Origin of the sequence: Streptomyces sp. NPDC005393, assembly GCF_040606675.1 — a bacterium.
Taxonomy (GTDB): Bacteria; Actinomycetota; Actinomycetes; order Streptomycetales; family Streptomycetaceae; genus Streptomyces.
The window spans coordinates 67,164-90,579 of record NZ_JBEXFG010000024.1 but is presented as its reverse complement, the minus strand read 5'-3'; the positions used below and the strand labels follow the sequence as shown (position 1 = coordinate 90,579).

Below are 23,416 nucleotides of genomic sequence, written 5' to 3'. Positions count from 1 at the left end.
CGGCGCACCGCGATCCGGGTAACGTGCCCGGTTAACCTGTCATCTACGCGGAAGCAGCCATGTCGCAGCTGAAGTACGAACAGATTGCGGATCACCTCCGCGCCCGCATCACCGAGGGTGAATTCGCCCCTGGTGACCTCCTGCCGTCTGGGCGGGAGCTGACCGAGCAGTTCGGCGTATCCCGCGCCACTGTCGTCAAGGCTATGGACGTTCTGCGGAACGACGGCGTGGTCGTCGCTCGCCAGGGCGCCGGATTCACCGTGGTCGAGACTCCGATAGCGCGCCCAGCCGGCCGTCGCGGATCGAGTCCTCGGGTGACCGGAGGACGCCCCTTCAAGCGGCTTGGCACGCCGACGAAGGAAGTCCCGCCACCGCGGCGCACCCAGCCTGGACCTCCCCGTACTGCCGCCTCGCGACCGCCGACCCCGCCCACGCGGAGGTACACGAGTGGTGCCGCGTCCCCGCGACCATCCCTCTCGGGCCCTGCGCATGCCCCTGCCGCCAAGAAGACGCCCAGCATCATCGAACAAGAGGTGACCTGTGACCACCGAGAGCAAGCACACGGGTGACCCCGCCCCGATCAAGCCCTGGACGGGACGCCCCCGCCGCCGCCCCCGCCGGACGGCACACCGCCACCGAGGGAGATGAGTGCCCATGACTGAGGATTGGCAACAACGCCACACAGCCCTCCTGGACGCCCACGTGTCGCCCGGAGAACTGCCACCGAAAACACACCGCACCGCGCGGATCGTGCCGCACCGCGGGTGGGCGAGGACCCGGGCCCAGCTGTGACCAAGCCCGGCAGGGACGCAAACGACCCCGGTGCATGCGCGCCGGGGTCGCCCCTTTCGGGCCGTCGCACGTGAGAGTGCACGACCCTGTATCCCAGGCTACTCCGAGTCGCTGTGCCGCGCTGCTCCGGCCATGAGGCGTCGGGCTTCGGCCGGAGGCGTATCGGGCGCGACGACCAGCAGATCGCACCGGCCCACCCCGTAGGAGAGCAGGCAGATCTTGTGGCGGCTGCCGTCGGCTCCGGACCGGTTGATGTGCACCACGCGATCGGTGAAGGGCATACGGCGAGGGCAGGCCGGCCACATCTCGGTATGCACCGTGACGCGGGTGATGCGGCCCCAGCGATGGTTCAACGAGGCGAGCAGGATCGGCAGTTCATCGGTAAGGTCCCGGGAGTGGGGCCACCACGCACCGTCAATCCAGTGCGGGCCTGCTTCGGGTCGTACCAGAGACAGGCGGGTGGGCAGGGGCGTCGTCGTGAGCACGGCCCCTCAGACCTCTTCGGCATGGGCACGGTCTCCGCCTGCCGATTGGCTGGAGACCAGCCAGGGCCGGAACGACTCGGAGATCTCGGGGGTGCGCACGGTGTCCACTGTGAGGTGGAGGCGAGTGCCACTGCCGTCGTGGCCAGCAGGGTAGGCGCGCTGTTCGGTGGCGGCGAAGCAGCGTCGGAGCGCTTCGGCGATCTGGCGGGCGGCTTCGGGAGACGCGGCGACGATACGGACGTCAGCGAGGCCGGGTGCGGGCAGTCCTTGGTCAGGTTTCATGGCAACTCTCTGTCATGGAGCGGAGACGCATGTCGGGGTCATACCCGTGGTTCGGCTCGCAGGGGTGCTCCCACCACGCGGAGATGGCGCAATGCCTGTCGGTACGAGTCCACCAAGCCCGTCTGCGCGTAGGGCAGGCCGAGTTCGGCACAGTAGGCACGGACCAGGGGCTGGGCGGCCGGCAGGGCTGTCCGGGGCATGCTGGGGAACAGGTGATGTTCGATCTGGTAATTCAGGCCGCCGAGCAGGAAGTCGATGACACGCCCGCCCCGCACGTTGCGCGAGGTGAGGACCTGGCCGCGCAGGAAGTCCGGGCGCTCGTGCTCCTCCGGCATCGCCATGCCCTTGTGGTTGGGGGCGAACGAAGCTCCCATGTACAGGCCGAAAAGGGCCTGTTGGACCAGAACGAACACCAGCGCCTTCAGCGGCGAAAGGACCAGGAGCACAACGGTGAGATAGGCCGCCATGTGCACGAGCAGAGCCAGTACCTCGACCGCAAGAGGAGCGGGAGCACTCGTCCTGCCCCTGCGCAGCGCCCGGACCGTGGCCACGTGCAGTGCCCAGCCCTCCAGCAGGAGCAGGGGAAAGAAGAGGGGGGCCTGGTGGCAGGTGACGAAACCGGCCACCCCCGTGCGCCCGCTGGCCTCGCGATCGATAAAGACCACGGCGCCGGTCTGGATGTCGGGGTCGCGGCCGACCTGATTGGGATGGGCATGGTGACGGTTGTGTTTGGCCACCCACCATCCGAATCCGAGGCCGATGCAGAGATTGACGAACACCAGCCCTGTCACGTCGTTTGCCCGTTTGCCGCGGAACAATTGGCGATGGCCCGCTTCATGGCCGCGGAATCCGCACTGCGTGAAGGCGAAGGCCAACACGGCGGCGGCAGTCAGCTGCCACCAGGAGTCGCCGATCAGGAGGAAGGCCGCCCAGCCACCGGCCAGGAGGAGCAGCGTGACGGCCAGCGCCGTAACGGAACGCAGCGGCCGGTGCCCCAGCAGCCCTGTGCTTCTGACCTGGCGAGAGAGCAGCGCGTAGTCACTGCCTGTGGGGCGATCACGGCTCGTCGTGGGCCCGTCATGGATGTTCCCGGAGGGCTCGGCCAGTGGAGCCGGTGAGCTTGCGGAGGTCGAGGAGGTTCCAGCCGGCCCACGCGTGGACACGGGGCATCGAAGGAAGTCTGAGGACTCCATGGATCTCGATCCTGATCGGTGTCAGCTGTCAGCTGTCAGCGGCACGCGGGTGCGGGCAGCTCGTGCGGTGCCGTCGGAGGGGCAGCCCTCGCGGGCCACCGGGGAGCGGACGACGATCGTTGGAGGTCAGCCGGTTCGCTTCGCAGGTGCTCGGACCGCGCCGTCCCCTGTTTGCGCGTCGCATCGGGGTCATGGTGGCCATAACGCGGGCCGCTCTCGGGCTGTGTATACGCCTTCTCCGAGCCCGTGGGCCCGGACCGTGTCGTGATCGCAAAGGACGGCTGTGGCAGGGCAACCTTCATCGGATCGCCCTCGGTCCTCTTCACCGTACTCCGCGCATGCCGAGGAGGCATGTTCCCTTGCGGCCCGGAAGCGATAGGTGCACTCCAGCGTCCGGACGAGAGTACGGTGGCGATACCCCGGCGCATCTCGGGTGGCGTCATCCGCTGCGGCGTCGGACCTCGGGGAACGGCAAGGCCGGGCAACCGCGCCGCCCAGGAGAGTGCCCGGCCGCCGGTCACCGCATAGCGCGCGGCGAATCGTCGGACCGACCGCCAGGCCCGCAACGGCCCGGAGCAGATCCGTACCGCTCCCTGAGCACTACGGAACCAACCGCAACGCGTCACGCTATGAGCAAGAGGAAATGGTTCACATGTATTCACCTGACGCCATCTCAAGCCGTCGTCGCGGCCGTCCCGAACCGACCGAGGAGATGATTGCCGGACTGGTCTGCATCGTCTGCCATACCGACTACCGGCGTGCACCGGACACGGACGCGATGGTGGTGTCGCACCACAGCGACAAACAACTGCTCGCTTGCGAGGGTGTGTGCGCGCGTATGGCCGGCGGGTCCGTCATCAGTCCCGACGAGACGCCTCTCCCGCTGGTCGAGCGCGTGCACAGGTACGAGACCGAGCGGCAGCGCCTGCCTGACCACCAGAAATGAGCGGTCGTGAGACCAGCTGCCCAGCCTTGCGGCTGTGCCAAGATCGCAGCAGCGTTACGAAGGGGGCAGAGCAGCGCTCGACGTCGCCGAGGGGCATCGCGTACCGGAATTCGGCATGACCGCCCGGCAGCCCTCGGCGCGCCTCATCCGCCGTACACGGGGTCACAGGATCCTCGCTCAAGCAGGCTCCCTCACTGGCGGTCCGCCGACCGCTCGATGCGCTCCACCAGTTCAGCCGCCATGGTCTTGATGGTCTCCAGACCTTCGTGACCCCAGGGATGCGGATCCTGGTCCACCACACAGATCGTGCCCAGCACCATGCCCGTGTGGTCGATCAGCGGCGCGCCCAGGTAGGAGTGGATTCCGATCGCGTCGACCACGTGATTCCCGGCGAAACGTGGAAAGTCGCGGACGTCCTCCAGCACCAGAGCCTTGCGCCGCCTGACCACATGCGGGCAGAAACCGATGTCGAAGCCACGAGGCATCACCCGGCCGGGCACGGGATCCTCGAGAAGGGGGGACTCCAGCCTCACGGTTGTGTCGGAGGCCGCGCTGTACAAGCCCGCGTAGTACTGACGGTCCTCGTCGATGAAGAAGTTGACACCCGAGTAGCAACCCCCGGTGCGCTTCGCCAGTTCGCGCGCGAAGTCATCGAACTCCGGAACGGGCTTGTCCTCGATCCCCAATTCCCGAAGCCGGCGTGCCCGGGCCTCTGCCTCCGGGTCATCCGGAGGGAGAAGCAGATGACGCATGGCGATCCCCCTCTCCCCTCCGGAGGGAGGTGTGAACCCCATCGGTTCCATGGGAACTCCTTGAATTGATCAGATGTTGCACGAGGGAAAGTAGTATCCGAATACCGGAGCCGGACAGGCGAGCATCACCCAGGACCACCGGCACCTCGGGCTTGAGGTCGAGCGCCGCCCGCACCTCTTCCGGCTGATAGCGGTGCGATCCGTCGAACTCATTGACCGCGACGATGAAGCTGATGCCACGTGATTCAAAGAAGTCAACCGCCGCGAAAGAGTGGTCCAGCCGACGGGTGTCGGCGAGCACCACCGCACCAAGCGCACCGGCTGACATCTCGTCCCACATGAACCAGAAGCGCTCCTGGCCGGGCGTGCCGAACAGATAGAGCACGTGGTGGGGGCTGATGGTGAGCCGGCCGAAGTCCATCGCGACCGTGGTGGTGGCCTTGTTCTCCACCCCGTCCAGCCTGTCCGTGGCAGCACTGACCTCGGTCAGTAGCTCTTCCGTGCTCAGCGGCTCGATCTCGCTGACCGCTCCCACAAAGGTGGTCTTGCCCACCCCGAAACCCCCGGCGATCAGAATCTTGATCCCCATCGGAAGGGACTCGGCGCCGGGTACCTCAGAGTCGTTTGAGGAGCCCATCCCGCAACGCCTCCAATAGTTCTAGATCGGGGGTGGAACGTGGCCCATCCGGTCCCAGGATGAAGGGCCGTACGACGACCGCGCCGCGCTCCAGCAAGTCGGACAGCAGCACTTTGATCACCGTTGCGGGCATCTGTGTGTGCGCCGCGATCTCAGCCACCGTGACCGGCGTCCGGCACAGCTCAAGCACATGTGTGTGATCCAGTCCGAGGGTGCCCCGAAGCACGGTACCGGTGGCCGCCACCATGGTCATCAGGTCGAAGTGGCATGTCGGTTCGGTGCGTCCGTGGCTGACGGTGTACGGGCGGACTAGCCGCCCGGCGGCCTCGTCGAGCAATGGCCCATCCGGGGCGTCCGGCATCTCTCACTGCTCCACCGACTGACGGGGAGAGGCCCCTAGATGGGGGCGAACGCTCTTGACCATCATGGCCATCTCGTAGCCCAGAACCGAGACGTCCGCTTCGCGCCCGGCAAGCACCGCCAACAGGGCGCCCTGACCAGCCGCGGAGACGAAGAGCAGCGAGTTGCTGAGTTCCGTCACGATCTGCCGCACATCACCGCCGTCGTCAAATCGCTTGCCGGCACCGCGGGCCAGCGAGTAGAGCCCGCTCGCGAGTGCCGCCATATGATCCGCCGCGTCTTTCTCCATTCCATCCGAGGCCATCACCAGACCGTCCGAGGACAACAACAGTCCGCTGCGCGTATGCGGTACGCGCTGCACCAGGCCGCTCAACAGCCAAGAAAGATCTTCGCTCACCACGATCGCGCACTTCTCCTCAATGACATGAAACCGCTAGGGGGCAGGGTCTGGTCGGGTATCCCCGCCAAGGGACGGGGAAGTGTCGGATTTCGTGGATCCTTGGGCTTCCGTGGATTCCTCGGCCAGGCGGATGCCGGTCTGGAAGGCGGCCATCAGGCCGGGATCGTGCTCGGCTTCTTCCAGCGCCACGGCAGCCTGGGAGGGCTGCCGCAATTCCGGGGAGAGGTTTTCCTGACGGCGACGCTTGGGCAGCACGGGGCGACCGCCCGCCGGCGTGGGTACCGCGACGGGGGCGAGCGGCGGTGCGGGGGCCGGCGCCGGTGCGGGTGCGGGGGCCGGTGCCGGTGCGGAGGCCGGCGCGGGGGCCGGTGCACGTGTGGGGGCCGGCGCGGGTGTCGGTGCAGGTGCGGGGGCCGACGCGGGTGTCGGTGCAGGTGCGGGGGCCGACCCGGGCACCGGGCCTCGGGCGGCCGGCGTGTCCTGCGCGAGTGTCTGCTTCGCCGAGTCGTTGGCGTGTCCATGAGGGGCGGGCGGAGTGACGCCCGACGGTTGTTGCTGTGCTTCCACCGCGTCCGCGGGCTGGCCCAGCATCTCGTGCGGCACCACCACCACCGCCTGCGTACCGCCGTAGACATTGCTCTGAAGTTGTACGGCGATGCCGTGCCGCCGGGCAAGCGCGGAGACCACGTACAGGCCGATCCGACCGTCCTGCAGCAGCTCACCCAAAGCGATGCCGTCAGGGGAGGCGAGCAGGGAATTCATCTGATTCCGCTCGGTGGAGGTCATGCCGAGACCACGGTCCTCGACCTCGATCGCCAGCCCGGCGTTGACGAGCTCGGCACGCAGCAGCACCTGGGTCTGGGGAGGGGAAAACACCGTGGCGTTCTCCACCAGCTCCGCCAGCAGGTGGACCACGTCGACGACCGCGTGCCCCTTCAGCGTCCCGTCCACCGGAGGCACCAGCTTGACCCGCGAATACTGCTCGATCTCGGCAACCGCCGAACGCAGCACATCGCTCATGCTGACCGGGCGGGTCCACTGGCGGTGGGAGACAGCGCCGCCGAGCACGGCGAGATTCTCGGCGTATCGCCGGATACGGGTAGCCAAGTGGTCCACATGGAACAGGCCCTTGAGCAGGTCCGGGTTCTCGACCTCGTTCTCCAGATCGTCCAGCTGCCCGATCTCGCGGTGCACCAGAGACTCCAGCCTCCGGGCCAGATTGGCGAAGACCTCGAATTGCTCGCCGCCGCGGGCCCGCGCCGCGAGCTCCACCACAGCGGCCTCGGCAGCGCGCTGGGCGGATGCGATCTCATGACCGAGCCGATCCAGCGCGTCTCCCGTCGGCCCGGGTAGCGGGCTCTGCTGACGGCGTATGAGCTGTTGTCCATGGTCTATCCGCTGACGCAACGCGGCCAGTTCGGCCTGGCCGTGTGCCGCGAAGCGGCTCAGCTCGGCATAGCGGCGCGTGAGGTCCCGCGCCTTCGCGGAGGCGAAGAGCCCCGCGCCCATAAGGATCGCGCAGATGAACAGCAGCACGCCCGTGAGCAGACCCCAGAAGGCGTCCCTGTCGACGTGGGCCACACCCACGGTGAACATCAGAGCGGCGGCTGCGGCTCCGGTGATCGTGACCAGCCCGGCAGGCAATACCGCGAGAAGCACCATGCGGCGCTGAGCTGCGTCGCCTTGGCCACCCTGGGGCAAAATGTCCGGGACATGCCACGTCTGAGAGTCGGCTGACGTCATCTCCTGGTGGGCATGAGTGGGCGACATCGAAGGTTCCTGCATGACAGTCCCTGGTTGCATATCGGCCAGCTGGCCGAGAGTGTGCGAGGCACGTTACCTCTCACAGCACTCGACGTCACGAGTGGTTACGTCCTAGGGAATGATCTACCAGACCGCATGTTCCCCCACTGACCCGACCCCCATGACCCACGTCTGCTCGAACCGCTCGAACGTTCTGGCGAGGGCGACGAGAACCGCACTGGTGGGGGGGTTGATTCGTTGACACGGCGGTGTCGATCACTGCGCCCATTTCGGTGTCCATGTCTCGGCGTCGCGGTGGTCGGGCCGTGTGGAGCCGAGGTAGTCGCGGAGTGCGGCGAGCGCGGGGTGCGGATTGTCGCTACGCCAGATCAGTGAGTGCGGGTAGACCGGCGTCGGATCGTGCACCGCAACGCGCCGCAAGTCGTCGTCGGCGGGCCACACGAGGCGGGTCTGTTCGCCGACGAAGGCCGCCAGCTGTCGAGGAGTCGGCGATCGTGTCGAGCAGCGGCTCGGTGCCGAAGTCGGGGCCGGTCACCTCGATGGTGAACCCGAACGCGGCGGCGAGGTCGTCGTAGTAGGCGGCCCACTCGGTACCGGCGACGATGCCGGGGATCCAGATCCTGTGCCCGGCGAGCTGCGCGGGTGTGACCGCGCGGGCGGCGGCGAACTCGTGGGCCGGTCCGGTGAGGAGCTGGATGGGCTCGTCGATCACCCGGACGGCCTCGATGCCGTCGGGGAGCTGTCGCACGGGCAGGGTGACGGCGCGGAAGGACGCGTCGATCGTGCCCGACCGGACAGCGGCGATAGCCGCGTCGGCGTCGAAGAGCGTCACGACGTCGAGTGCGGTCTCGGAATGCGCGCGGTGGAAGCCGCGCAGCAGACCTGCCGGCGCGAGCCGCCGGGCCGGTCTCCTCATCCTGACAACCCCGCTCCCGCTCCCCCGACACGACCACGCGCCGCAACACGAGCGGGAACTGGCCCGGAGCCACACATGACACACCGCAACTCGCGCCGGCGAGCGAGGGAACTGCCGTCAGCGCATAGCAGGGAGCGTTGCCAAGACCGGGCGCCTGACATGAACGGTTGCGTCAGCGGATCGCTGACGCAGGCGAATGGGCATCAGACCGGGGGATGTCACCACGGATGTCAAGGGCCCTCAGTCTTGATCGCTGGGGTCTTCGCACTGGTGGGCGCAGACGGGTTCGAACCGCCGACATCTGCCTTGTAAGGGCAGCGCTCTACCGCTGAGCTATGCGCCCTGAGGGGAGCTGTCAGCCTACAGGGTCCGTGGGGTGGTGCCGCAATCAAGCCGCGGGGGGCGGAAGGGCCGTAGATCGCGGACCGTACGGTGGAAGGTCCGTAGATCACGACCGCGCGGCGGAAGGTCCGTCGATCGTGAACCGTACCGACCGCTGTGCTCGTCAGTGACGGGTGGGAGAATGACATCCGGGCCTGGGCGAACCATGGGGAGAGGGAAGTGGCGGCGACACCTGCAGAGTCTGCGCGTCCAGCGCGCCGTCCGCGCCGTTCGCGTCGTCCGTCCGTTCTGGGTCTGATGCTGGTGCCGGTGCCGCTGGTGATGGTGGTGCTGCCGTTGACGTTCGCCGGGGGTGGGGGCGGGCGGCGGTGGTTCGGGGGCCGGGGGGAGAGTCAGCGGGCGGAGGCGCAGGCGGCGAGGGATGCCGCGGCGGCGGCGTTCTATGAGCTGGACACGGCGCAGCGGGATCTGCGGATCTCCATCGAGATGATCACCGCGGTGGACGACTCCCCCGCCGCGCGGCGTACGGCGGCCGACTTCGCGGCGCTCGGGCAGCGGATCGACCGGGTCAGCCGGGATTACATCACGGCGGTCGACGCACATGATCTGGACCGTGACGATCTGGACGCGGCCACGGCTGGCCGCGCCCGCGCGGACCTGACGTGGGCCAGGGACGAGCTGGTGCACACCAAGGCGGACCTCGACCGGTTCGCGCAGGGGCTGGGGCCGCTGTTGCAGCAGGCCGAGACGCAGCTGGCGCGGCTGGCGCCGGCGGTGGAGCGGGCGCGGCAGGCGTTGCTCGCGGCGAGTAACGCGCTGGACGCGGTGCGTGGCTCGGGGCTGCGGGCGGACGATCTGGCAGCGCGGCTCGCGGCGTTGTCGCCCGAGCTGACCAAGCTCAACCAGGGCGCCGGGCAGCACGGGGTGCAGGAGACGATCCGGCGGGCGGACGATGTGCTGCGCAAGGCGGAGGCCGTGCGCGGGGAGGCCGAGCGGCTGCCGGAGCGGGCGGCCGAGATCGACCGGCGGCTGGTGTCGCTGCGTACGCGCGCTCAGGCGATCACCACCCGGGCGGCCGGGGTCGAGCCCGTCCTCAGCGAGCTGCGCCGCCGCTACAGCGCGGCCTGCTGGCAGGATCTGCAGCCGGTCCCCGAGCAGGCGGCGCGGGCTGTGGCGCGGGCCGAGGAGAAGCTCAAGGAGGCGCAGGCGGCGCGCGAGGCGCAGCGCTGGCCGGACGCCACGGCGCTGCTCGCGACCGTACGGGCGCTGCTGAACACTACGGACGAGGCGGTATCGGCGGCCGGGGACCGGCTGCGGCGGCTGGACGAGGTGTCGTTCGACCAGCGGAAGGAGATCGACCGCACCCGCTTCGCGATCCGCGACGCCCAGCGGCTGGCGATGGCCGGGCGCAGCACGCCCGACCCCCGGCACGCGCGGCCGCTGGACGAGGCCGTGGAGCGGCTGGAGCGGGCGATCGCGGGGCTGGAGGGGCGGCATCCGGACTGGTGGCACTTCCTGTCCGAGACCGAGGCCGTCCGGCAGGCCGTGGCCCGGGTGGTGCAGCACATCCGGGAGGAGCGGGGCGGCGGGCATTGAGCCGCTGCCCGGATTCAGGCGGCTGACCTGCTGCTTGCTGGTTATGCTCCTGTCATGCCTCGCTACGAGTACCGCTGCCGCGCCTGCGGCACCACCTTCGAGCTGAACCGGCCGATGGCCGAGTCCTCGGCCCCCGCGTCCTGCCCGGAGGGGCACGACGACACGGTGAAGCTGCTGTCGACCGTGGCCGTCACCGGCGCCTCGTCCGCCTCCGCGCCGCCCCGGCCCCAGCCCGGTGGCGGCGGTGGCGGTGGCGGGTGCTGCGGGGGCGGCTGCTGCGGCTGACTTGAGCCCGGCCGGGGCGGGGCGGATCCTGGGAGATACGTACCTGCGCTGCGCCTTCGGGACACGGACCCCGATGACGTACCTCTGCGGGTACGGCCTCGACCGCGAAGCCGAGGTCCGGCGAAGCAAAGGAGGCCGGAGATGGCTACGAGCCGCCCCTCCCCCATCGGTCCTGACCCCGCGGGAATCGCACGCCATCTCCCGGAGAGGATCGGCGGTCACACCAAGCTCGACGAGCATCTGCCGGTCGATCACCGGCTCAGTCAGGTCTATCGAGTGGGCGCCGGGCTCATGGGGCTCGTCCTCGTCGCCTTCGGCATCCTCGGTCTGATGCACCAGGTCGGGTTCTTCGACACCGGCGGTGCCACCGTCGCCGGTCTGAACACCAACGGCGCGCTGAGCGTGCTGTCCATCGTCATCGGGCTGCTGCTGTTCATCGGCATGGTCATCGGCGGCAACTTCGCCTCGACGCTCAATATCGTGCTCGGGCTCCTCTTCCTGCTGAGCGGTTTCGTCAATCTCGCCCTGCTGCGGACCGGCATCAACTTTCTGGCGTTCCAGATGCAGAATGTGCTGTTCAGCTTCGTGGTCGGGCTGATGCTGATGTGGTTCGGGATGTACGGGCGGGTCAGCGGCGGGTTGCCGCACGACAATCCGTACTGGCTGGCCCGCCACCCCGAGCAGGCCGAACGCGAGGCCCGCGCCCACGAGGCCATCGCCGCCCGCCGCGCCGCCGAGCAGGGCGGCCCGCCCGGTACGCCGCTCACGCCCGGCGGTGGGCCGCAGGGCGAGCGTGGGCCGGGGCCGGGGCCGGCGGCAGAGCCGGGGCGGCGGAGCGTCGTGGACGCCGAGGGTGGCGCGGCCGAGGCCGACCGCCCGTCCCGGCAGCCGCCGGGTCAGCCACCCGGTAAGTGGGGCAAGCTGGATCAGCCCGGCGGCACCGAGCCCGCCGAGAAGCCGGCGCCCCGCGCCCGGCGCTGGGCGCCGCTACGGCGGCACCGCCGCGAGCGGCTCAGCGGCGGCGGCGCGCCACAGTGAGGCCGTCCGCGACCGTCAGCATGACCGCCTCCATCCGGGCGTCGGCGGCCACATGGTCGTTGAACGCCTGGATCGCGGCGCCCGGGCCCGAGGCCGCCGCATCCGTGACCTCCCCGTGGAAGAACACATTGTCCGCGACGATCAGCCCGCCGGGGTTCAGCCGCGACACCAGCTCCTCCCAGTACGGGATGTAGTTCCCCTTGTCCGCGTCGAGGTAGGCCAGGTCGATATGGGGCTCGGCGGGCATCGCCCGCAGGGTGTCCAGCGCGGGGGCGATCCGCAGCTCGATCCGGTCCTCGACCCCGGCCTTCGCCCACGCCTCCCGCCCGTACGCCGTCCACTCCTCCGACACATCGCAGGCGATCAGCTTGCCGTCGGCGGGCAGCGCCTGCGCCATGGCGAGCGCGGAGAACCCGGTGAAGGTCCCGACCTCGACGATGTGCCGCGCCCCGGTCAGCCGGACCAGGAACGCCAGCAGCGGGCCCTGCTCCTCGGCGGACTGCATGCCCGCGTGCTCGGGGAATCTGGCGTGCGTGACCTCGACAAGCCCGCGCTGCACGGGGTCCAGCGGCGGGTTGTGCCGCAGTACGTAGTCGTACAGCTCGGCCGTTATCGGTGTGCTCTTGCTCTCGGCCACATGGCCCCCTTCGGCTCTTCCGGCCGTCGGCGCTTCCGTTCTTCGCTCAACTTCCCAGGTAACGCAGGACGGCGAGGACTCGGCGACTGTAACCCGAAGAGGGCCTGCGGTGGCCGTGGATCAGCCCCGGCCGCGGGAGACGGCGCGGATGACCTCGCTGCGTGCCCGCGCCCAGGTGACGGACGCGCGCTCGCCGAGGGCCCGGACGATCGCCTCGCCCGCCGCGACGCCCTGCTCCTCGACCACCGTCAGCTGCGGCGCCGTCCAGCCGGCGTCGGCCAGCTCGCCGTGGCCGGGCCGCCAGCCGCGGTCGGCGGCGAGCAGCAGATCGGTGTCGAGCAGCGAGTCACCGGCGGCGAGCACCTCTTCCGCACCCGTACGGCGCTTGATCTCGGCGACCGCCGCGCTCTTGGTGAGCGGCTTGGGTACGGCGTAGACCTTGCGGCCCTGGAGCGAGACCGTCCAGCCGCGCGGCTCGGCCCACTGCGCCAGCTCCTTGACGTACTCCTCGGGCAGCAGGTCCCGTTCGACGACGAGATACGCGAACAGCTCGTCCGCGACCCGCTCCTTGAGCAGCCAGGCGGGGTCGGCGGTGGCGCTGAGGTGGGCGCGGATCTCCTCCAGGGGGGCGCATTCATCGGCCAGGGTGGCGCGCACGCTCGCATGCCATTCGGGGTCGGACTCGCCGTCGACCAGCAGATGTCCGCCATTGGCGCAGATCGCGAAGCGGGAGGCGGGGCCGGGGAGGCTGACACGGGCGTACTGCGCGGGGGTGCGGGTCGTCGTCGGGACGAAGACGGAGGTACGGACCAGCTCGGCGAGCAGCCCGGCCGCGGTCTCCGTCATGTACGACAGCGGACGGCCCTCGTAGACCTCGACGCACAGCAGGCGCGGGGCCTCGGCGTCGGGCATGTCGAGGCCGAGGGCCGCCGCCGAGTAGATCAGCGTGCGGTCGAGATCGCTTGCCACCAGAACGCTCATCGTGCCGCCACCGCTCTCTCGTTCGCCGGGCCGTTCGCCGGGCCGTTCACTGTGCCGTTCACTGTGCTGTCCACCGTTTTCCCCACGGCCTTGCCGTCAGCGCCCGTCGCGCCTCGTGTGTAGCGCGGGTGGATCAGCCCGACGCAGGTGTACGGCAGGCCGTCCGTCTCCTCGACCGGCACCCCGCGCTGCTCGGCGAGCAGCCGCACATGGTCCAGGTCCGCGCCCGCGCCGCGCTGGGCCAGGATCTTCCACGGCACGCGGCGCAGCAGCACCCGCGTGGTCTCGCCGACGCCCGGTTTGACGAGGTTGACGTCGTGGATGCCGTACTCCTGGCTGATCCGCTCGACGGCGGCCCATCCCTCCCAGGTCGGGGTGCGGTCGGTGGCCGCGAGCTCCTTGGCGTCGGCCACGACGGCGTCGGCGACCTCGTCGAAGCACGCCGCGACGGTGTCCAGGAAGTGCGCCGAGACATCGGCGTCGGCCAGCTCACGGTAGTACTTGGCGCCGTGGAAGTCGTTCGGGCCGACGAGGTCGGCGCGGAGCACGGTGCGCGATATCAGCCCGGAGACGGTCGAGTTGAGGCAGGCGGAGGGGACGAGGAAGTCGTCACGCGTGCCATAGGTCTCGACGCAACGGCCGGGGTCGGCGAGGACGGCGATCCGCGGATCGATGTCCGGGTACGGCGCGACGGCGTCCGCCAGCTCGCGGGTGATCGCGCCCTTGCCCGTCCAGCCGTCCACGAAGACGAGGTCGGCCGGATCGTGGTGGTCCGCCAGCCAGCGCAGGGCGGCGGTGTCGATGCCACGGCCGCGGACGATGGAGATCGCGTAGTGCGGGAGGTCCAGCCCGTGCGCATGCTGCGCCCAGCGGCGCATCAGCACACCGACGGGGGTGCCGGCGCGGGCGAGCGAGACCAGGACCGGGCGCGGGGACCGCTCGGCGAGCACGGTCTCGGTGACCGCGCCGACCGCGCGGGCGATACGGGCGGCGGAGGTGTCGAGGGCCGCCCGGAAAAGCTCCTGGTAGCGCGCGCTCGGCTGGTACTCCACAGGCAGCGACTCGGCGTAGTGCGCGCCCCCGCTCTGGATCGCCTCCTCCCGCTCCTCGGTGGGTGCTTCGAGGGTGACCTGGGAGAAGTCCTGGAGCAGCCAGCCGACTTCATCGGGGGCGTAGGAAGAGAAATCGGGTCCGCGCAGCGGCTCGTGCGACGGTTGGTGCATGGGCGGGGCCTGTCGTTCGGGGACGGGGCGGGGGGTGGGTGGGGGCTGGGGGACGTACGACGGCACGACGGCCAGCAGCAGCCGGTCGGTCTGCGCGGCCAGCCGCGCGAGCAGCCCGTCGGGGGCGTGCAGCGCGGGGGTGTCGGCGGTCGAGTCGACGACGGCGACGACGGCGTCGAAGCGGCGCGTCGGGTCGCTGCCGGGCGCCACGTTGTACGCGTAGCGCGGACCGGGCCCGTCGGCGGGGTCGTCATGGGCGGGGAAGGTGAGCCGGGTACGGATGGCGTACCCGGGATCGTCAACGGCGAGCACGGGCGACCGCGTGGTCGTCGAATAGCGCACCTCGACGCCGTCGAGGGCGTCATCGAGGGCCTCGGCGATACGGAGGGGGGCGTACATCAGCTCCTCGAACCCGAGAACCAGTACGCGGTGGCGGGGCGCGGCTGGGGCGGCGGTGGCGCCACCGCCCTGCCCGCCCGAGGAGGGTCCGACGGGGGATGCGGCCGAGTGGGGCGGCGTTGAAGCCAGGCCGCCCAGCAGCTCCTCGCTGCCGCGCCGCCCGCCCCACGCCTCGCGCCTGGCCTGCGGTTCGCCGTCGGCGGGCGTGGCCGGTCCGCCGGACGACGCGGCCGAGTGGTCCGACGCCGGCGCCGGGCCGTCGGGCCGCGTCTCGCCCGACCGCGGCCCGCCACCGGCGGGCGCCGCGAGGGCGTCGGGGTACGTACCCGGGCGGCCCGGCGCCGCCTGCGGGGCATCGGCCCGGCCCTCGCCCGGCACGGCGGCGTCCGACTCCGGGCCGCCCAACTGCTCCTCGCGGGCACACAGCCCGCCCGACGCCTCCCGCCCGGCCTGCGGCCCGCCACCGGCGGGCGTGGCCGGGTGGGCCGGCGTCGGCGCGGGGCCGTCGGTACGGGTCTCGCCCGGCTGCGGCTCGTCGTCGGAGGGCGCGGCGGGGCGTACGGCCGGGTGGGGCGGCGTCGACAGGGCTTCCGCTATGCGGGTCGCCATGTCTGGGAGCGCTGCCTCCAGGTGGGCGCGGTGGGCGGGGGTGAAGCCGTGGCGGCCGCCGTCCGGGAGGCCTTCCGGCCAGGCGAGGTCGATCCTGAGCGCGGCTGTGCCGGATCGGGCGGCCGACGGTCCCGCCTCGGTCACCGGTCCGGCCCCAGCGTCCGTCGGTTCCACCTCGTGCTCGGCCACCAGCCGCTGGCCTCGCTCCAGCACCCCCTCCGGGAGGCGCACCGTACCCGCCGCCGCCGCGATCAGGTCGACGCGGGCGCCCAGGTCGGCCGCGAAGGCGTCCAGTTGGGTGCGGTCCTGGGGGGAGCGCATATCGACCAGGGCAACGACCACGTAGTGGTCGCGGGGGAAGCGGCGGTGGAGGGCCGCAATCGTGTTGAGGACCGTCTTACCCGTGGAGAACTCGTCGTCCACCAGCACCAGGGGACCGTCACCGCCCAGCAGACCCGGGTCCTCCGGGAGCAGCAGATGGGACGTGGCGTGGCTGTGCTCCTCCTCGAAGCCGCCCACGCTCGCGACGCCCGCGACCGGGCGGCGGGTCGAGTGGAGGTAGGGGGCGAGGGCGAGGCCGTCGGCGACGCTGTGGCCGAGGCCGGTGGCCGTCTCCGCGTAGCCGAGGACGACCGCGCGCGCCGCGGCATCCTCGCCGAGGAGCTCCCGCACCCGGCGGCCGAGCGCCACGCCCGCGCCGTGGACGGTCGCGGGCCGCTGCGGGACGTGCTTGCCGAGAACGTTCGAGACCAGCAGATGCGCCCGCTTGGGGTTGCGCCGCAGCGCGAGCCCCAGCAGGTCGTGCAGCCCGGGCCGCTCATGCGGCTCGTGCGGCTTGTGTGGCTCGTGCGGCTCCTGCGGCTCCTGGGGCTCGTGCGGCTCCTGGGGCTCGTGCGGCTCCTCCGGTCCAGGCCGCTCGGGCAGCCCGTGCTGCTCAGGCCGCTCCTGCCGCTCAGGCAGCCCGGACCGCTCGGCTGGCCCACGCCGCTCAGCCGGCCCCGGCAGCTCGGACCGCTCAGCCGAACCAGGCCGCTCAGCCGGCACCGGCAGCCCAGGCCACGCCTCGCCGCCCTCGAGCCGCACTCCCAGCCGGTCCGCGACCCACTGCCCCGACCACACCACGTCCCGCGCCCCGCTTCCCTGGCTTCCCTGGCTTCCCTGGCTTCTCATCCAGTCATCCGGTCCGCACGCTCGCCGCCAGCAGCTCCACGAAGCTCACATCCTCCCGGGCGACCCCGAAGACCTCCGCGCGCTGCATGGTCCGCTCGGCCCATGCCCGATGCGGCTTCACCTCGTTCATTTTGTTGGTGTACGACGAACGCAGCACACCGCCCCCGCACCGCTGCGGTTCGAGGAGGTCCGCCGCGTCGCTGAACTCCTCATGGCTGACGACGGACAGCGCGTGCACCGGGGCGACGTGGGTGGGGTGGATACAGGTCTTGCCCTGCAGCCCGTTCGCCCGGTCGAGCTCGATCTCGCGCAGCAGCCCGTCCATGTCGTGCTCGATCAGGGCCGTACGCAGTGACTCCGCGCGCCCGCTGAAGGGGCTGCTGCGCAGCTGCGGTTTGAACATCCGCTCATGGTGCTTGAAGTACTCCCACACCGGCCCGGTGACGGTGAAGCCGGTGCCGTCGGCCCGCCCCAGCATGTTGACCACATCGCCGATGACGGACGCGACGAGCTGTACGTCGTAGGCGGTCATGTACGGCGCCCTGCGCAGCCCGTAGGCCGAGCAGAGATCGGTCACTCCGAGGCGCAGCGCCAGCACCCGGTCGCGGTATTTGTCGACGATCCGGCTGATGCCGCTGAGGGTTTCGGTGCGGGTCTCGCGGTGCATCAGCTCGGGCGATTCGAGGACCGGCATCGCGTAGAGCCGTCGGCCGCCCAACGCCGCGGTCACCTCGGCGTTTTCGGCCGAGATCAGCGCCTCGAGGAAGAGCACGCCCCGCTCCTCGCTGAATTTGGGCAGTACGAATCCGGACAGCAGCCGGACGGTCGGTCCAAGCCGCCGTACGAGATCGTCGATCTGTTCCGGGGTGCGGACCCGGATGAAGAGGAGCGGCAGCGCGGTGCCCGGATGGAGCTCCGCCAGCTCCGCGAACTGCCGTATGAGATTCTTCTCCGCCTCCGCCACTTCGGCGTCCTGGATGGAGTCCTCCAGGCACAGCACCATGGACACCACGCCCCGACCTGCCTGTTTGACGATGTCCTCGGCGAGCCGGGGTCGGGTCGCGGGGCAGTAGAGGGTCGCGCCGAGGGCGACGGCCAGCGTCCGGGCGGGTGAGTCCATGGAGAATTCACCGGGCTCCCGGTGAAAGAGGCTCGTCCGCACCTCGTCCGGCAAGTGTCCAAAATGCCGCATATATCTCCCCCGTACTGCCGGTACCCGGCCTCGGTCGCGCCGACCCGCGGTTGGCCGATTATCGTACGTGCGAGCATGGGTCAAAAGTTCCCCAAGAGCGTGAAAATCGCGTAACTCATGTGCGTCCGCTCAGTGTCCGGCATGCCCGCCCTGCCGCCCGTACCGCCCTCGTATCGCATTCGAACCCGCCCCTGCGTTGTCCCGGCCCCGGCCGGGAGGGCAGGATTGCGGCCATGACGCACGCGATGCTGAAGGGATCGAACATCCCGCTGGAGGCCACGGCCGTACGAGCGGTGCTGCGCTGGACCCCCGGCACGGACGTGCCCGATATCGATGCCTCGGCGCTGCTGCTGGCCGGCGACGACCGTGTGCGCTCGGACGAGGACTTCGTCTTCTACAACCAGCCGCGCCACCCTTCGGGCCTGGTCCGGCACCTCCCGAAGAAGCGGCTGTCGGAGGGGCTGACGGACACCATCGAGGCGGATCTGTCGGCGCTGGAGCCGGCGGTGCACCGGGTGGTGCTGGCCGCGTCGGCGGACGGCGGCACCTTCGGGCAGGTGCGGGATCTGAGCCTGCTGCTGTACGACGCGTCGCCCGGCGCGGCGGACCCGGCGGACGCGGAGCCGATCGCGATCTTCGCGGTGCTGCCCGAGACGGGCAAGGAGGCCGCGCTGATCTGCGGTGAGCTCTACCGGCGCGGGGACGGCTGGAAGTTCCGCGCGCTGGGGCAGGGCTATGAGTCCGGGCTGGTCGGGCTGGCGACGGAGTACGGGATCTCGGTGGACGACGGCGAGGGAGCGGACGCGAGCGGGGGTACGGACGCGGGCGAGCCGGAGGGCGCGGCCGCCTCCGAGCCCCCCGCGGCACCGGCACCGGCCGCGGTGGCGCTGCCGCCCGCCCCGACACCGCCCCCGCCTCCGGGCTCCTCACAGGCACCGACCCAGGCCCATCCGCCGTCCTACGGCTATCCGCAGGGGGCGCCGCCCGACCCGTGGGACCCGCAGCTGACGCAGCCCGTCCCGCCGCCCGTGCAGCCCGCCGCGGCACAGGGCGACAGCGGCGGATACGGCTATGTGCCGCCGCAGCCGTCGGCCGCCTCGCCGCAGGGCCCGGCTCCGCTCTATCCGCAGCCGCCGGCCCAGACCCCGGGGCAGCCCGCGTACGGCTACCCGCCCCAGCCGGCATACGGATACCCGCAGCAGCCCGCGTACGGCTATCCGCAGCAGGTACAGCGGACCGGGTCGGTGCCGCCGCCCCCGCCGCCCGTGCCCGTGCCGGACCCCACCACCGGGCGGCGGCCCGACAGCGATACGTTCACCCTGCCGCCGCAGGGACCGCAGTTCCAGAACAGGTGACGGCCCAGGGCCGGGGCAGGGCGGCCCGCTGCTACACCTTGGTCTTGTAGCCGCGGCCCCACTGCAGCCCCCACCCGTAGAGCCGGTCCAGCTCCGCCTGGAAGCCGTACACGTACTTCACCTCGCGGCGGACCACCATCTCGCCCTTGACGTTCTCGATCATGACCACCGCGCAGGAGCGTGCCTGCGGGGCCCGCTCATGGAGCGCTATCTCCACCCGCGGGCCATTGCTCGGGTAGAGGGTGACCATGCCATGGGTGCGGTCGAAGGCGGGGGTGCCGTCGTAGATATAGACGAAGACGAGCAGGCGCTTGATGTCGTCCTTGTGGTCCATATTGACGTAGATCGTCTCGCCGGATCCCGATCCGAACCGGTCGTCGCCGCTGAGCTTGACGTACGGCGCCTCATTGAGATTGCCGTAGAAGTCGCCGAGCGGCTGGACCACGCCCTTGGCGCCGCTCTTCAGCTCGTACATGACCGCCAGGTCGAGGTCGACATTGACCATGGCGGGGCCCTGGGCCTGCACCATCTCCGGTTTGAACATCCGCAGCGGATGGCGCAGCGAGCCGCGCCCGGACTTGCCGTTGAAGTCCGACGTCCGCATCTGCCAGGAGAGATTGATCCGCAGATTGCCGGTGGCGGCGCCCTGCTTGGTCAGGGAGATCGTCGCATTCCGCTTGGTCAGCTCGACCACACCGGACGCGCCGCCGCTGTCGAACTCGGGCCACGCGGCCCGTCCCCAGTTGTTCCAGAACGCCATCGTGCGCACCCCCACCCTTTCGTGGCTCCCGCCTGCGTCAACTGCCGCGGGGCGGCCGGGAGCTCGGAAACTCTCGGCCGCCCCGCTCAGAGCGTTCCTCAAACGCCCCCCGGTCACACTCCGGAGGTGACTTCCGCCTTGTTCGCCGAGTCCTCGCCGTCCGCCGCCTCCCGGCGGTTGCGCACGACCGAGGACCAGTACGAGGCGGCGATCAGCACGACGCCGACGAGGCCGGTGATGACCTCGTTGATCTCGTACTTGATCGTGACCAGCAGGATGACGGCGAGCGCGCCGATGGCGTAGTGCGCGCCGTGCTCCAGATAGACGTAGTCGTCCAGGGTGCCCTTGCGGACCAGGAAGACGGTCAGCGACCGGATGTACATGGCGCCGATGCCCAGACCCAGTGCCATCTCGAAGATGTCATTGGTGATCGCGAAGGCGCCGATGACCCCGTCGAAGGAGAAGGACGCGTCGATGACCTCGAGGTAGAGGAACAGGAAGAACGCGGCCTTGCCGGCCATACCGACCACGGTGGCGCCGCCGCCCCTGCCCCCGTTGGCCTGAGCGGGCTGCGCGGCCTCCGGGCGCTTCGCGTCGTCGCCTTCCTCGGCGCCCTCGCCGCCTTCTTCCTCCTCCTCTTCGAGCTTGTCCTCGAAGTAGCCGGAGATGCCGCCGACGATCAGATAGGTGAGCAGACCGGCGACGCCGGACAGCAGGACGGTCGCGCTCTTGTCACCGCCGCCGTGCGCCACATCGGTGGCGACGGTGGTCGCGGCGATCAGCAGGCCGACCAGCGCGATGACGATCGAGAAGGTGTCCAGCTTGCCGAGCTTGGCCAGCGGCTTCTCCAGCCACCCCAGCCACCTGATGTCGCGCTCCTCGAAGATGAAGTCGAGGAAGATCATCAGCAGGAACATCCCGCCGTACGCCGCGATGGCCGGATGCGCCGCCGTGACCAGATGCTCGTATTTGTCCTTGTTGTTGATCGCGAGATCAACGGCTTCCAGCGGTGCCATCTTCGCCGTGATGGCCACGATGACCACCGGGAAGACGAGGCGCATGCCGAAGACGGCGATCAGGACGCCCACGGTCAGGAAGATCTTCTGCCAGAAGGCGTTCATCTTGCGCAGAATGCCCGCGTTGATGACCGCGTTGTCGAATGAAAGCGAAATCTCCAGGATCGAGAGGATCCCGACGATCGCGAGCCCCTTCCACCCCCAGAGGACGCCGGCCATGGCCAGACCGCCCACCGTGACGGCGAACGACCAACCAAAGGTTCTGAGGAGCACTGGCAACCCAATCCTTCTCCGTAAGGTCTCCCCCGCGCGCTGTACGCGGCTTTACGAAACGTTGACCCCGAAGTCTAGAGCGATGCCTCGAAGACCTGACGCGTACCCCTGCCCCACCGCCCGGAACTTCCATTCCCCGCCATAGCGGTAGACCTCGCCAAAGATCATCGCGGTCTCGCCGGAGGCGTCCTCGGAGAGGTCGTAGCGCGCCAGCTCATTACCGTCCGCCTGGTTCACCACCCGGATGAAGGCGTTGCTGACCTGGCCGAACGTCTGGTTCCTGGCATCCGCCTCATGGATGGAGACGGGGAAGACGATCTTGTCGACCTGCTCCGGGACCTTGGTCAGATCGATCAGGAGGGACTCGTCGTCGCCCTCGCCCTCGCCGGTGAGATTGTCACCGGTGTGCTCGACGGAGCCCTCGGGGCTCGTGAGGTTGTTGTAGAAGACGAAGTACTCATCGCCGAGCACCCGCCCGGACTGGCACAGCAGCGCGCTGGCGTCGAGGTCGAACGGGGCACCGGTGGTGGAGCGAGCGTCCCACCCCAGGCCGACGAGCACCTGTGTGAGATTCGGCGCGGCCTTGGAGAGGGAGACATTGCCCCCCTTGGCGAGCGTTACGCCCATGATGCTGATTCCTCCCCTTGCGTGAGCGAAAGCACGTCCGGCGCCGCACCCCCGCCTGGGTGCAGGGATGCGGCGCCGGACGCGGTGTTGCCGTGTGCGTATGCACGTGCACACCCCATGCGTACGCGCGAATACGCCGGTCGTCGAGCGAACGGTCAGACGTTGACGCCGAAGTCCTGCGCGATACCGCGCAGCCCCGAGGCATACCCCTGGCCGATGGCGCGGAACTTCCACTCCGCCCCGTTCCGGTACAGCTCGCCGAAGACCATGGCGGTCTCGGTCGAGGCGTCCTCGGAGAGGTCGTAGCGGGCCAGCTCATTGCCGTCGGCCTGGTTCACCACGCGGATGAACGCGTTGCGCACCTGGCCAAAGCTCTGCTGGCGGGTCTCGGCGTCATAGATCGACACCGGGAAGACGATCTTGGCGACTTCGGCCGGCACCCCGGCCAGGTTCACCTTGATCTGCTCGTCGTCACCCTCGCCCTCACCGGTGATGTTGTCCCCGGTGTGCTCGACGGAGCCGTCGGGGCTCTTGAGGTTGTTGAAGAACACGAAGTTCTGGTCGCTGGAGACCTTGCCCTCGGCGTTGGTCAGCAGGGCACTGGCGTCGAGGTCGAAGTCAGTGCCCGTGGTGGTGCGGGCGTCCCAGCCCAGACCGACGACAACCGCGGTCAGGTTAGGGGCTTCCTTGGTCAGCGAGACGTTGCCGCCCTTGCTGAGGCTGACTCCCACGAGTCCTCCTAAAAAGGTTCGTCAGGAGCACTATGTGCCCCTTCATCGAGGTTTTCCCATTAGGATCAACGCCTCGATCCTAGTGAGCGGTTCCCGGCCGTTACAGGCTTTGGCCTTACAGGTTCTCGAGGGCCTTCACATAGTCGTTCAGGTCCCGGGCGTCGGGCAGACCGTTGACGATCGTCCAGCGCACCACGCCCTCCTTGTCGATCACGAAGGTGCCGCGGACGGCGCAGCCCTTCTCCTCGTCGAAAACGCCGTAGGCGCGGCTGGCCTCGCCGTGCGGCCAGAAGTCGGACAGCAGGGGGTACTCCAGGCCCTCCTGCTCGGCGAAGACACGCAGGCTGAAGGGCGAGTCATTGGAGACCGCGAGCAGCTGGACCTCGTCGTTGACGAAGGTGGGCAGCTCATCGCGGAGGGCGCACAGCTCACCGGTGCACACCCCGGTGAACGCGAACGGGTAGAAGAGGACCACCACGTTCTTCTCGCCACGGAAGTCGGAAAGCCGCACCGACTCGCCGTGCTGGTTCTTCAGCTCGAAGTCGGGGGCTTTGGCTCCGGCCTCTATCGCCATGGAAGACATCCCTTCGCTCACTACTCGACATGGTCGACCGATCGCGTGTGATCACGCACGATCGCGTCCACCCTACGCGCC

The 23,416-nt window shown here is 69.8% G+C and carries 22 protein-coding genes, 1 tRNA gene and 2 pseudogenes; 6 read left to right on the top strand and 19 right to left on the bottom strand.

Annotated features, from left to right (window positions below; translation table 11 throughout):
- Positions 1-59: 59 nt before the first annotated feature.
- Positions 60-371: pseudogene (locus ABZS71_RS20940) on the top strand (winged helix-turn-helix domain-containing protein); the annotation flags it as partial.
- A 519-nt stretch (positions 372-890) separates the two neighbouring features.
- On the opposite strand, the gene ABZS71_RS20935 reads toward ABZS71_RS20940, so the two are convergent.
- The 3 genes from ABZS71_RS20935 to ABZS71_RS20925 are packed head-to-tail and all read right to left on the bottom strand — an operon-like array spanning position 891 to position 2,752.
- Entirely contained in the window at positions 891-1,277 is a 387-nt protein-coding gene (locus ABZS71_RS20935) for a DUF5994 family protein (protein WP_356212163.1), read from the bottom strand.
- 6 nt (positions 1,278-1,283) lie between these two features.
- Positions 1,284-1,559 carry a hypothetical protein gene (locus ABZS71_RS20930; protein WP_355850713.1) on the bottom strand — a complete coding sequence of 92 codons (276 nt, stop codon included), beginning with the start codon at positions 1,557-1,559 and terminating at the stop codon, positions 1,284-1,286.
- Between the two features lie 38 nt (positions 1,560-1,597).
- Positions 1,598-2,752 (bottom strand): acyl-CoA desaturase, encoded by a 1,155-nt coding sequence (locus tag ABZS71_RS20925; RefSeq protein ID WP_356212160.1) that lies wholly within the window; start codon positions 2,750-2,752, stop codon positions 1,598-1,600.
- A gap of 652 nt (positions 2,753-3,404) precedes the next feature.
- Between ABZS71_RS20925 and ABZS71_RS20920 the strand changes: the two genes are divergently transcribed.
- Positions 3,405-3,698, top strand: coding sequence for a hypothetical protein (locus ABZS71_RS20920; RefSeq protein WP_356212157.1), 294 nt, complete (start codon positions 3,405-3,407; stop codon positions 3,696-3,698).
- 191 nt (positions 3,699-3,889) lie between these two features.
- Here ABZS71_RS20920 and ABZS71_RS20915 read toward each other — a convergent pair whose 3' ends face one another.
- The 7 genes and pseudogenes from ABZS71_RS20915 to ABZS71_RS20885 form a co-directional block, all read right to left on the bottom strand.
- Positions 3,890-4,450: a GAF domain-containing protein gene (locus ABZS71_RS20915; RefSeq protein WP_356212154.1), complete on the bottom strand. Its 561-nt coding sequence runs from the start codon at positions 4,448-4,450 to the stop codon at positions 3,890-3,892.
- A complete protein-coding gene (locus ABZS71_RS20910) occupies positions 4,422-5,087 on the bottom strand; it encodes an ATP/GTP-binding protein (RefSeq protein WP_355850725.1) in 666 nt (221 codons plus the stop codon). The genes ABZS71_RS20915 and ABZS71_RS20910 overlap by 29 nt, the downstream gene beginning before the upstream one ends.
- Positions 5,065-5,448: a DUF742 domain-containing protein gene (locus tag ABZS71_RS20905; protein ID WP_355850728.1), complete on the bottom strand. Its 384-nt coding sequence runs from the start codon at positions 5,446-5,448 to the stop codon at positions 5,065-5,067. Before ABZS71_RS20905 ends, ABZS71_RS20910 begins: the two co-directional genes overlap by 23 nt.
- Positions 5,449-5,451: 3 nt before the next feature.
- The gene (locus ABZS71_RS20900; RefSeq protein ID WP_355850731.1) at positions 5,452-5,847 is read right to left on the bottom strand and encodes a roadblock/LC7 domain-containing protein; all 396 of its coding nucleotides are present in this window, start codon (positions 5,845-5,847) and stop codon (positions 5,452-5,454) included.
- Positions 5,848-5,880: 33 nt separating this feature from the next.
- Positions 5,881-7,590 carry an ATP-binding protein gene (locus ABZS71_RS20895; RefSeq protein WP_356212151.1) on the bottom strand — a complete coding sequence of 570 codons (1,710 nt, stop codon included), beginning with the start codon at positions 7,588-7,590 and terminating at the stop codon, positions 5,881-5,883.
- 276 nt (positions 7,591-7,866) lie between these two features.
- A pseudogene (locus tag ABZS71_RS20890) lies at positions 7,867-8,512 on the bottom strand (substrate-binding domain-containing protein); the annotation flags it as partial.
- 283 nt (positions 8,513-8,795) lie between these two features.
- Positions 8,796-8,870, bottom strand: a tRNA-Val gene (locus tag ABZS71_RS20885).
- A 296-nt stretch (positions 8,871-9,166) separates the two neighbouring features.
- Between ABZS71_RS20885 and ABZS71_RS20880 the strand changes: the two genes are divergently transcribed.
- The 3 genes from ABZS71_RS20880 to ABZS71_RS20870 all read left to right on the top strand — a co-directional run bounded on the left by ABZS71_RS20880 (position 9,167) and on the right by ABZS71_RS20870 (position 11,788).
- A complete protein-coding gene (locus ABZS71_RS20880; protein ID WP_356212148.1) occupies positions 9,167-10,465 on the top strand; it encodes a hypothetical protein in 1,299 nt (432 codons plus the stop codon).
- 54 nt (positions 10,466-10,519) lie between these two features.
- Positions 10,520-10,750, top strand: coding sequence for a zinc ribbon domain-containing protein (locus ABZS71_RS20875; RefSeq protein ID WP_356212145.1), 231 nt, complete (start codon positions 10,520-10,522; stop codon positions 10,748-10,750).
- A 141-nt stretch (positions 10,751-10,891) separates the two neighbouring features.
- Positions 10,892-11,788, top strand: coding sequence for a DUF4383 domain-containing protein (locus ABZS71_RS20870; protein ID WP_356212142.1), 897 nt, complete (start codon positions 10,892-10,894; stop codon positions 11,786-11,788).
- Here the strand turns inward: ABZS71_RS20870 and ABZS71_RS20865 are convergent.
- The 4 genes from ABZS71_RS20865 to ABZS71_RS20850 all read right to left on the bottom strand — a co-directional run bounded on the left by ABZS71_RS20865 (position 11,763) and on the right by ABZS71_RS20850 (position 17,999).
- Positions 11,763-12,425, bottom strand: a complete 663-nt coding sequence (locus ABZS71_RS20865) for an O-methyltransferase (RefSeq protein ID WP_355850743.1) — start codon at positions 12,423-12,425, stop codon at positions 11,763-11,765. The genes ABZS71_RS20870 and ABZS71_RS20865 overlap by 26 nt on opposite strands.
- A gap of 120 nt (positions 12,426-12,545) precedes the next feature.
- A complete protein-coding gene (locus ABZS71_RS20860) occupies positions 12,546-13,406 on the bottom strand; it encodes an HAD family hydrolase (RefSeq protein ID WP_355850746.1) in 861 nt (286 codons plus the stop codon).
- Positions 13,403-16,807 carry a phosphoribosyltransferase domain-containing protein gene (locus ABZS71_RS20855; RefSeq protein WP_356212139.1) on the bottom strand — a complete coding sequence of 1,135 codons (3,405 nt, stop codon included), beginning with the start codon at positions 16,805-16,807 and terminating at the stop codon, positions 13,403-13,405. The genes ABZS71_RS20860 and ABZS71_RS20855 overlap by 4 nt, the downstream gene beginning before the upstream one ends.
- Before the next feature lie 4 nt (positions 16,808-16,811).
- Positions 16,812-17,999 carry an HpcH/HpaI aldolase/citrate lyase family protein gene (locus ABZS71_RS20850; protein WP_355850753.1) on the bottom strand — a complete coding sequence of 396 codons (1,188 nt, stop codon included), beginning with the start codon at positions 17,997-17,999 and terminating at the stop codon, positions 16,812-16,814.
- A 233-nt stretch (positions 18,000-18,232) separates the two neighbouring features.
- Here ABZS71_RS20850 and ABZS71_RS20845 point away from each other — a divergent pair, with 233 nt between their 5' ends.
- Positions 18,233-19,354 carry a TerD family protein gene (locus tag ABZS71_RS20845; RefSeq protein ID WP_355850756.1) on the top strand — a complete coding sequence of 374 codons (1,122 nt, stop codon included), beginning with the start codon at positions 18,233-18,235 and terminating at the stop codon, positions 19,352-19,354.
- A 31-nt stretch (positions 19,355-19,385) separates the two neighbouring features.
- On the opposite strand, the gene ABZS71_RS20840 is transcribed toward ABZS71_RS20845, so the two are convergent.
- From ABZS71_RS20840 to ABZS71_RS20820, 5 genes are all read right to left on the bottom strand, one after another.
- Positions 19,386-20,114: a Tellurium resistance gene (locus ABZS71_RS20840; RefSeq protein WP_356212214.1), complete on the bottom strand. Its 729-nt coding sequence runs from the start codon at positions 20,112-20,114 to the stop codon at positions 19,386-19,388.
- A 113-nt stretch (positions 20,115-20,227) separates the two neighbouring features.
- Complete coding sequence (locus tag ABZS71_RS20835; RefSeq protein ID WP_356212136.1) at positions 20,228-21,403, bottom strand: DUF475 domain-containing protein; 1,176 nt, start codon at positions 21,401-21,403, stop codon at positions 20,228-20,230.
- Positions 21,404-21,454: 51 nt separating this feature from the next.
- On the bottom strand, positions 21,455-22,030 hold the full coding sequence (locus ABZS71_RS20830) for a TerD family protein (RefSeq protein WP_355850765.1): 576 nt from the start codon (positions 22,028-22,030) through the stop codon (positions 21,455-21,457).
- Positions 22,031-22,185: 155 nt separating this feature from the next.
- Positions 22,186-22,761 (bottom strand): TerD family protein, encoded by a 576-nt coding sequence (locus ABZS71_RS20825; RefSeq protein WP_356212133.1) that lies wholly within the window; start codon positions 22,759-22,761, stop codon positions 22,186-22,188.
- Between the two features lie 115 nt (positions 22,762-22,876).
- Positions 22,877-23,335 carry a peroxiredoxin gene (locus ABZS71_RS20820; protein ID WP_355850771.1) on the bottom strand — a complete coding sequence of 153 codons (459 nt, stop codon included), beginning with the start codon at positions 23,333-23,335 and terminating at the stop codon, positions 22,877-22,879.
- Positions 23,336-23,416 lie beyond the last annotated feature (81 nt).

Coding starts and splice junctions, on each gene's coding strand:
- ABZS71_RS20930 (WP_355850713.1), bottom strand. CDS start 1,559: ATGAAACCTGACCAAGGACTGCCCGCACCCGGCCTCGCTGACGTCCGT.
- ABZS71_RS20925 (WP_356212160.1), bottom strand. CDS start 2,752: ATGGAGTCCTCAGACTTCCTTCGATGCCCCGTGTCCACGCGTGGGCCG.
- ABZS71_RS20920 (WP_356212157.1), top strand. CDS start 3,405: ATGTATTCACCTGACGCCATCTCAAGCCGTCGTCGCGGCCGTCCCGAA.
- ABZS71_RS20915 (WP_356212154.1), bottom strand. CDS start 4,450: ATGCGTCATCTGCTTCTCCCTCCGGATGACCCGGAGGCAGAGGCCCGG.
- ABZS71_RS20910 (WP_355850725.1), bottom strand. CDS start 5,087: ATGGGCTCCTCAAACGACTCTGAGGTACCCGGCGCCGAGTCCCTTCCG.
- ABZS71_RS20905 (WP_355850728.1), bottom strand. CDS start 5,448: ATGCCGGACGCCCCGGATGGGCCATTGCTCGACGAGGCCGCCGGGCGG.
- ABZS71_RS20895 (WP_356212151.1), bottom strand. CDS start 7,590: ATGACGTCAGCCGACTCTCAGACGTGGCATGTCCCGGACATTTTGCCC.
- ABZS71_RS20880 (WP_356212148.1), top strand. CDS start 9,167: ATGCTGGTGCCGGTGCCGCTGGTGATGGTGGTGCTGCCGTTGACGTTC.
- ABZS71_RS20875 (WP_356212145.1), top strand. CDS start 10,520: ATGCCTCGCTACGAGTACCGCTGCCGCGCCTGCGGCACCACCTTCGAG.
- ABZS71_RS20870 (WP_356212142.1), top strand. CDS start 10,892: ATGGCTACGAGCCGCCCCTCCCCCATCGGTCCTGACCCCGCGGGAATC.
- ABZS71_RS20860 (WP_355850746.1), bottom strand. CDS start 13,406: ATGAGCGTTCTGGTGGCAAGCGATCTCGACCGCACGCTGATCTACTCG.
- ABZS71_RS20855 (WP_356212139.1), bottom strand. CDS start 16,807: ATGAGAAGCCAGGGAAGCCAGGGAAGCCAGGGAAGCGGGGCGCGGGAC.
- ABZS71_RS20850 (WP_355850753.1), bottom strand. CDS start 17,999: ATGCGGCATTTTGGACACTTGCCGGACGAGGTGCGGACGAGCCTCTTT.
- ABZS71_RS20845 (WP_355850756.1), top strand. CDS start 18,233: ATGACGCACGCGATGCTGAAGGGATCGAACATCCCGCTGGAGGCCACG.
- ABZS71_RS20840 (WP_356212214.1), bottom strand. CDS start 20,114: ATGGCGTTCTGGAACAACTGGGGACGGGCCGCGTGGCCCGAGTTCGAC.
- ABZS71_RS20830 (WP_355850765.1), bottom strand. CDS start 22,030: ATGGGCGTAACGCTCGCCAAGGGGGGCAATGTCTCCCTCTCCAAGGCC.
- ABZS71_RS20820 (WP_355850771.1), bottom strand. CDS start 23,335: ATGGCGATAGAGGCCGGAGCCAAAGCCCCCGACTTCGAGCTGAAGAAC.